At 61.5% G+C, this 7,974-nt stretch carries 10 protein-coding genes; 1 reads left to right on the top strand and 9 read right to left on the bottom strand.

The features are described from left to right. The 9 genes from lptB to FJY68_12580 form a co-directional block, all read right to left on the bottom strand. A partial coding sequence (gene lptB / locus FJY68_12620) for an LPS export ABC transporter ATP-binding protein (GenBank protein ID MBM3332668.1) occupies positions 1 to 667 on the bottom strand: 667 nt, incomplete at its 3' end. After that, positions 664 to 1,623 carry a hypothetical protein gene (locus tag FJY68_12615; protein MBM3332667.1) on the bottom strand — a complete coding sequence of 320 codons (960 nt, stop codon included), beginning with the start codon at positions 1,621 to 1,623 and terminating at the stop codon, positions 664 to 666. The genes FJY68_12615 and lptB, both read right to left, overlap by 4 nt. Positions 1,624 to 1,626: 3 nt before the next feature. Continuing rightward, positions 1,627 to 2,172, bottom strand: a complete 546-nt coding sequence (gene lptC / locus FJY68_12610) for an LPS export ABC transporter periplasmic protein LptC (protein MBM3332666.1) — start codon at positions 2,170 to 2,172, stop codon at positions 1,627 to 1,629. 35 nt (positions 2,173 to 2,207) lie between these two features. Further along, positions 2,208 to 2,996, bottom strand: coding sequence for a lysophospholipid acyltransferase family protein (locus FJY68_12605; protein ID MBM3332665.1), 789 nt, complete (start codon positions 2,994 to 2,996; stop codon positions 2,208 to 2,210). After that, on the bottom strand, positions 2,947 to 4,575 hold the full coding sequence (locus FJY68_12600; GenBank protein ID MBM3332664.1) for a CTP synthase: 1,629 nt from the start codon (positions 4,573 to 4,575) through the stop codon (positions 2,947 to 2,949). Before FJY68_12600 ends, FJY68_12605 begins: the two co-directional genes overlap by 50 nt. A gap of 96 nt (positions 4,576 to 4,671) precedes the next feature. Continuing rightward, on the bottom strand, positions 4,672 to 4,788 hold the full coding sequence (gene rpmJ / locus FJY68_12595) for a 50S ribosomal protein L36 (protein MBM3332663.1): 117 nt from the start codon (positions 4,786 to 4,788) through the stop codon (positions 4,672 to 4,674). A 45-nt stretch (positions 4,789 to 4,833) separates the two neighbouring features. Beyond that, a complete protein-coding gene (infA, locus tag FJY68_12590) occupies positions 4,834 to 5,052 on the bottom strand; it encodes a translation initiation factor IF-1 (protein ID MBM3332662.1) in 219 nt (72 codons plus the stop codon). Between the two features lie 57 nt (positions 5,053 to 5,109). Beyond that, positions 5,110 to 5,868 (bottom strand): type I methionyl aminopeptidase, encoded by a 759-nt coding sequence (gene map, locus FJY68_12585; protein MBM3332661.1) that lies wholly within the window; start codon positions 5,866 to 5,868, stop codon positions 5,110 to 5,112. 66 nt (positions 5,869 to 5,934) lie between these two features. Then, a complete protein-coding gene (locus FJY68_12580) occupies positions 5,935 to 6,588 on the bottom strand; it encodes an adenylate kinase (GenBank protein ID MBM3332660.1) in 654 nt (217 codons plus the stop codon). A gap of 100 nt (positions 6,589 to 6,688) precedes the next feature. On the opposite strand from FJY68_12580, the gene FJY68_12575 reads away from it, so the two are divergent. Next, positions 6,689 to 7,864 carry a DUF1846 family protein gene (locus FJY68_12575; GenBank protein MBM3332659.1) on the top strand — a complete coding sequence of 392 codons (1,176 nt, stop codon included), beginning with the start codon at positions 6,689 to 6,691 and terminating at the stop codon, positions 7,862 to 7,864. Positions 7,865 to 7,974: the final 110 nt, after the last annotated feature.

Raw genomic sequence — 7,974 nt, 5'->3', positions numbered from 1 at the left:
CCAGGTCATCCGAAGTGCCGGAGAGAAGGACACGGGCATCGTACATGATGTAGGCCCGGTCGGTAATCTCCAGTGTCTCGCGCACGTTGTGGTCGGTAATCAGGATTCCCAGCCCGTCGTCGCGGAGCTTACGGACGATATCCTGTATCTCGGCCCGCACAATCGGGTCGATGCCGGTGAACGGCTCGTCCAGCAGGAGGAATGAGGGACAGGAAGCAAGCGCCCGAGCCAGCTCTACCCGCCGCCGCTCGCCGCCGGAGAGGGTGCCGCCGCGCTGCTTCTTCAGCTGCCCGACGTTGAACTTCGCCAGCAACTCCTCGACCCGGCTCACCCTCTCTGCCTTCGGCACGCCCAGCATTTCCAGGATCGCCTTCACGTTGTCCTCCACCGACAGCTTGCGGAAGATCGAAGGTTCCTGCGACAAGTAACCGAGACCGAGCCGGGCGCGCTTGTAGACCGGCATCCGCGTGATATCGTGCCCGTCCAGTGTGATCGTACCCCGCTCCGGCCTGATGAAGCCGGTTATCATGTGGAAAGTCGTCGTTTTGCCCGCGCCATTCGGCCCCAGCAAACCGACAATCTCGCCGCGATTCAGATCGAGGCTCACGCCGTCGACGACCCTGTGCTCCCCGTAGCACTTCACCAAGTCCCGGGTCTCAAGCTTCACGGTAACTCCTGGTCCTGTAGGCGGTCTTCACTCTTGCCTTTGCCCGTACGTATCAACTGCCCGGAACTCAACGCGGTGACCTCAACCTGGTCAATTGCGCCGCCCGCAACTCGGAGGTCGATGGTCCCGCCCGCTACCACGATTGAATCACCGCCCTCGGTCCGATACTCACCGGTTGCCCGGCTGCGGATGGTCACCCGTTCCAGCGCCCCGTTCCTGACCCGGAAGGTCATCGTATCACCGCTGGCACGGCTCACGCTGTCGCGCACCCGTGGATTGCCCAGTGCCTGGCCCGAATCCGGCCCGGAGAAGAAGTCGATCGTATCACACTCCAGTTCGGTCGAGCCCGACTTCAAGCGGACATCGCCATGGGCAAAGGCCCGAGCTCCCTTCTCGTACCAGAACATCTGCCGGCTGGTGACCTGGGCCGAGTCCCTGTCCCGCCGCCAGGTCAGGACCGGGCTTGAATCAACTACCCCGACGTCGTCTTTCAGGTCATATGTACCTCTTCTGCCTGTCAGCCGGAAGCTGCGATCGACGTTCTCCAGCTCGAGACCGGAATCGGCCAGCACCGACTTCTGCGTGGAACGGTAGAGCAGCTTGGGGGCCCGGATGTCGAGAGACTCCTGGCGAACGCGAACGTTGCCGAACAGCTCGGCGGTCTTGTCGGAAAGATTGTACCGGGCAGAATCGGCCCATATCTGGGCGTCAGGATTGGTGATGGTGACCGCACCGCTGATGAGCGCGATACCCTTGCCCTCGTACATCCGTGCCAGGTTCGCGTTGATCCGGGTATCTCCATCCGTGACTACCACGCTGTCGCGGAACACGGTTGCGTCGCCTTCGGGGGTGCGCTCGATGGACATGTGCTTCGCACTGAGCCGGGAAGCGACGCAGACCCCTACACACAACGCCAGCCCCGCCGCCAGAAGCGCGGTCGTTTTCGGATGTCTCACTCTCTACTTCCCCGTTTCGAAATCGTAGTCCGACGTGCCTTGGACCGGACTCAAGATGTCGATCTTGGTCAGCCCGGCATCGGCCGTCAATCCCTTGCCCTCTATCCTGCCTCTTGGTGTCTCGATCACCAGGTCGGCGTCGGTTCTTACCAACCGGCGCTGGTTGCTCCAGGCGAGGGAATCGGTCCTGAGCACTGTGCTATCCGACGTCCTGACGACTACCTGGCCTCGGGCAACCAGGTCTTCGTTCTTCGAGTGTATCGACCCTTCATCCGCCACCAGCGTGGAGTTGACTCCGCCGACCTCGTCATAGAACAGCACCCGCAGACCGGTAACATCCACCCGCTGCGCGGGGTCGTAGACGTATGCTCTCTGCGCCTCGAGTGTGTACAACCGCTTGCCGCTGGAGCTCTCGTGCAGAGTGAAGGCGTCCACTTCCTGGTTCGGCAGCACCGGATTCGGCCCGCAGACCGGCTTGTCACTGCAGGCGAGAAACGCGGAGGACAGAACGCCGATGATGCAGTTTGCGATCCGTCGTCCGGCCCGCATTCTGCATTCGGGATCCTGGATTCTGAGTTCCGAATTCACTGCGCGATCGCCCCCGCCTTACCCCACCACACCCACTCCTCCGGGTGCTCCCGCACCTCTTCGCACAAGGCGCGCGCCGCCGCCTGCTCGTTGCCCGGAGGGTAGACATCCACCCGTACCCTGCCGTTCTGCAGTCTGGCGAATGCCGGAACCAACTGACCGCCTCTACGCGCGGCCAGCCTGAATCCGATGCCCGGCATCCTCACCCTGATGCCGTCCCACTCTGTCCAAACTTGGAGGCCCTGCCTTGTGTTGTCCAGCATGAACCCGGTTATCGAGGATCGTTCACGGGCCTTGATCGCCTGCCGCAAGCCTCTGGCCATGGTCACGCCGCCGGCGCGACGCAGGCGAGATAGTTGTCTGTCTAGAGCCGTGTCCCTCTGCTCTCCGACCGCCAGAGCGACTCGACGACCATTGCGGCCGAACACCTGAGGCAGATACTCCCACAGTCCGAAGTGATAGGAGGCCATGGTAGTATGCAATTCTCGTTCCACTGTCTGGCACAGTAGATTCTCACCGTAGACCTTCGCTCTGTCAACTAGTGCATCCCCTGTTCGCGTGCCAACCTTGGCCATGACGGAAAGGTTTAGCCCCAGCCTCCACCCGTTTCGGATCCAGAACCACCGGTTGTCTTTCCCTGTGATAATGCGCAGGTTACGCCTGATCTCCTGGCGATGGTCGGGCCGGAGCGCCAGATAGAGCAGGACAATTGTGCGGGAGAGTAGCGCTGCCGGGCTACTGGGCAGTGCCCGAACCAGCGCGAGAGCGACGGCGGGCAAACTCATGGCCGGCTTTGATGAACTCGTGGAATAGTGGATGAGGCCTGAGCGGCCTTGACTTGAACTCCGGGTGGAACTGCGTAGCCAGGAAGAACGGGTGGTCCTTTCGCTCGACGATCTCCACCAGCTTCCCGTCCGGCGACTTGCCGGTGGCCAGCAGCCCCTTCTCTTCGAGCACAGGCAGGTACTTGAGATTGAGCTCGTAGCGATGCCGATGCCGCTCCGATACCTGCGGCCGTCCATAGCACCGCCAGGCAACGCTGCCTCTCTTGATTCGGCACGGCCATGCCCCAAGCCGCATCGTACCACCCTTGCGCCGAACTCCGCGCTGACGCGGCATCATGTAGATAACCGGGTAGGTAGTCCGCGGGTTGAACTCGGTCGAATTGGCACCATCCAGCCCGCACTGACTCCGGGAGGCCTCTATCACGGCCGACTGAAGTCCCACGCACAGCCCGAGGAAGGGCAGCTTGCGCTCGCGGCAGTACTTCACGGCACAGAGCTTACCCTCGATCCCGCGCACGCCGAACCCGCCGGGCACGACTATCCCGGCCAGGCCTGCGAGACGTTCCTCGACCGTCTCCGGAGTAATCTCTTCCGACTCAATCCAGCGTATCTTCGCGCTCACGCCCACAGCGGAAGCTGCGTGGTGCACTGCTTCGACCACCGACTTGTAGGCGTCGTGCAGCCCCACGTACTTGCCGCACAGTCCGACCTCAAGTACCTCGGTGGTGAGGGTCTCGCGCTCGACGAGGCGCTGCCAGGCTGCGAGGTCGGGTTTGTGGGTCTTCAGACCGAGCAGCCGGCAAATGTATCCATCCAGGTTCTGCCGGTGGAAGACGAGCGGGATCTTGTAGATATTGTCGACATCCACCGCCTCGACAACCGCCTCCGGCTTCACGTTGCAGAACAGGGCAATCTTGTCGCGCGAATCCTGGGGCAGGGCTGTCTCTGCCCGGCACATGACGATGTCCGGCTGAATTCCCATGTCCAGCAACTCACGAACCGAGTGCTGGGTTGGCTTGGTCTTGTACTCACCTGCTGTCTTGATGTACGGCACCAGAGTCAGATGGATGTAGATGACGTTGTGCCGGCCCTCCTCCAGCGCGAACTGGCGGGCGGCCTCAAGGAAGGGCTGGCCCTCAATGTCGCCGACCGTGCCGCCGATCTCGGTTATCACGACGTCGCGGCCCTTCGCCAGCCTTCGGATACGGTCCTTTATCTCACCGGTGATGTGCGGCACAACCTGGATAGTCCGCCCAAGGTACGCACCCCTCCGTTCCCGCTCGATCACCGCCGAATACACCTGGCCGGCAGTGACGTTGTTGTCCTGTGACAGGCTCAGGTCGATGAACCGTTCGTAGTGGCCGAGGTCGAGGTCGGTTTCCGCCCCGTCGTCGGTCACGAACACCTCGCCGTGCTGGAACGGACTCATCGTTCCCGGGTCCACGTTGATATAGGGGTCGAACTTCAGTGGAACGACATTCAGGCCACGCGACCTGAGAAGCAGCCCGATAGACGAAGTGGCAATCCCCTTGCCCAGCGACGATACTACGCCGCCGGTGACAAAGATGTACTTAGCCAAGGCGGAAGTGCTCCAGTGGTCCAGTGGTCAAGTGCTCCAGTGGCCGAACCGGGCCGCTCCCGGCACTGGACCACTTGATCACTCGGTCTCTTCTCACTACCCTTGCCGCTGCTTGTGCTTCGGCTCGCGCTTGCAGATGACGTGAACGACGCCCTTGCGCTTCACGACCACGCAGTGGGCACAACGCTTCTTGATCGACGTACGAACTTTCACATTCGCTCCTTTTCAGTACTTCGCGGCCGCCGGATAGTGAAGGCCCTATTTGAACCGGTAGATGATTCGGCCCCGGGTCAGGTCGTACGGCGAGAACTCCACCGTCACCCTGTCACCGGGCAGGATCCGAATCCAATGCAACCGCATCCGGCCTGAGATATGGGCGATAACCTGGTGCTTATTGTCCAGTTCGACCTTGAAGGTCGCGCTGGGCAACGACTCCAGTATCGTCCCCTCAAGCTGTATCAGGTCTTTCTTACTCATTCGTCTCCAATATCCGCTGCTGCCTCATTGTACTACGTATTCTACACACGAAGACAGTCACTCGCCAGTTCCCCGTGTCAGTATCTCCGGCTCGCCGGCAGTAACGAGCACCGTATGCTCGTAGTGCGCCGATGGTTTGTGGTCCGCCGCAACCACGGTCCATCCGTTGGCAAGCGTTTCCACATCGTACCTGCCCATATTCACCATCGGCTCGATCGCCAGCGTCATCCCGGCGACAAGCTTCATCCCCAGACCCGGCTTGCCGAAGTTCGGCACCGACGGGTCCTCGTGCAGATTCGTGCCGACACCGTGGCCACACAGGTCGCGCACGACCGAATAGCCTTGTGCCTCGACGTAAGACTGCACCGCGTGACCGATGTCCGACACGCGATTTCCTGCCCGGGCCTGGGCCGCGCCCAGCCAGAACGAACGTTCGGTTGCGGCGACCAAAGCTACTATCTCCGGCTTCACCTTCCCCACCGGAAACGTCCTCGCCCCGTCGGCAATCAGGCCCTCCTTGGTCACGCCGACATCCACCTTGACGATGTCACCTTCGATCAACCTCCGGTGACCGGGAATCCCGTGCACGACTTCCTCGTTCACTCCAATGCAGACCGCCGCGGGAAAGCCACGGTAGCCGAGGAAGGTCGGATAGCCTCCCTGCGAACGGATGTACCCATCGCAGACCTGTTCGAGCTCACGCAGGGTCTTGCCGGGACTGACTGCCTTGCCGACCGCTTCCAGCGCCCCGGCGACGACTCGCCCCGCCGCTCGAATCCCCTCGACCTCGCGAGTCGATTTCAGATGGACAGGCAAGGACGTCTCGTGCCCGACGCTTCACGCTCCACGCCGAATCTGGCGTCATGCGTCATGCGTCCGGCGTCAAGCCGCGCCAATCAGGCGCGTCACCTCTTCGTACACCCGGTCCCGCCCCAGCGCGCCGTCAATCCGCTTAAGCTTGCCCTGAGTGGAGTAGTAGCCGATTACCGGCTCGGTCTGCTTGTGGTACGTATTGAGCCGGTCGCGGATCACGTTCTCGGAATCATCCTTGCGCTGGTAGATCTCGCCGTCGCAGTCGTCGCAGACCCCACCCTTCTTCGGCGGCTTGAATGTCAAGTTATAGATCTTCGAACAACTTCGGCACTGGCGCCGCGCGGTCAGACGCTTGACGACCTCGTCGTCAGCAAGGTCCACCAGCACCGCCATGTCCACAGCCAGCTGGTTCTCTGCCAGCACCTTGTCCAGACCCTCTGCCTGCGGAATCGTTCTCGGGAACCCGTCAAACAGAATCGCTTTGCCTGCGTTCTCGGCCAGGAAGCTGTTCACCACTTCCAGCACGACCGAGTCCGGAACCAGGCCCCCGGAAGTCACGTACCTCTCGACCTGCAGGCCGACCGGCGTCTTGCGCCGGATATGGTCGCGGAACACCTCTCCGGTCGAATAGTGCACGAAGCTGTTCTTCTCCCTAAGCAGTTCGGCCTGCGTACCTTTGCCGCTGCCGGGCGGCCCGATCAAAATGAGATTCAGTGACTTCATACTGGGGCGAAGTTTAGCAGCTAAGGAATGAGTGTCAAGCTGCGGGAAGGCCGGCCGCCGGGTTTGACATCAGTCGCGATCTGCGGTTTACTAGACTCCCATGCTCGAAATCCCCGCCACCACCCCGAATCGGATCGGCTTCGACAACCAGAAGTACCTCGCCGAACAGACAGCGGCTATCCACGAACGGGTCGCGGAGTTCGGCACCAAACTCTACCTCGAACTCGGGGGCAAGCTGGTCTATGACTACCATGCGTCCCGGGTCCTGCCCGGCTTCCACCCCAACGTGAAGATGGAACTGCTGCGCGAACTGCGGGACGATGCTGACATCATCCTCTGCATCCACGCCGGGGACATCGAGCGCCGCAAGATCCGGGCCGACTTCGGTATCACCTACGACGCCGATGCTCTGAAGCTGATTGATGACTTGAAAGAACAGGGCCTGCTCGTCAGGGCGGTGGTCATCACCCGGTTCGACAACCAACCGGCGGCGGCCGCGTTCAAGAACAAGCTCGAACACCGTGGCGTCCGGGTCTACACGCACCGCTTCACCAGAGGGTACCCCACCGAGGTCGACATCGTAGTCAGCCCGGAAGGGTACGGCGCCAACGAGTATGTGGTGACCGAGAAACCTCTGGTGGTGGTAACAGGACCCGGCCCCGGCAGCGGCAAACTGGCGACGTGCCTGTCACAGATGTACCACGACCACCAACGCGGGGTCAAGTCGGGATACGCGAAGTTCGAGACCTTCCCGATATGGAACCTCCCGCTCAAACACCCGGTGAACGTGGCTTACGAGGCCGCGACGGCAGATATCCGGGACTTCAACGTTGTGGATCCCTTCCACCTCGAGGCGTCCGGTTCGGTCGCGGTGAACTACAACCGCGACGTCGAAGTCTTCCCGGTCCTGCGCCGTATTCTCACCAGGATCACCGGCAGTCCGCGCTACCAGTCACCGACGGAGATGGGTGTGAACCGAGCCGGATTCGGCATCACCGATGACGCCGTCACCCAGGAGGCGGCCTGCCAGGAGATCATCCGTCGGTACTTCCGCTACCGTTGCGAACACGCCATGGGTTTCGTGGACCGGGAAACGGTCCAGAAGGTGGAACTACTGATGAACGACCTGGGCATCAAACCGGAAAACCGTGCCGTGGTCGCGCCCGCGCGCCAGGCTGGCGTCGAGGCGGAGGCGAAGGGCAAAGGCAACGAGGGCATCTTCTGCGGCACGGCGATGGAGCTACCCGACTCAACTATCATACTAATCAGAGCATAAAATGTTTGACATGGGAGTCGGTTTGGTGTATACTGTGAGTAATGAGAGAAGACGATACTCGGCGTCTATCGCCGGCGGCTTTGGATGTGCTGCGTGTGCGGGTGATGAAA

It is taken from the genome of candidate division WOR-3 bacterium, assembly GCA_016867815.1.
In the GTDB taxonomy this organism is placed as follows: domain Bacteria; phylum Hydrothermota; class Tepidihabitantia; order Tepidihabitantales; family Tepidihabitantaceae; genus UBA2258.
The sequence above is the reverse complement of the archived record's forward strand: the minus strand, read 5'-3'. Positions and strand labels throughout refer to the sequence as shown.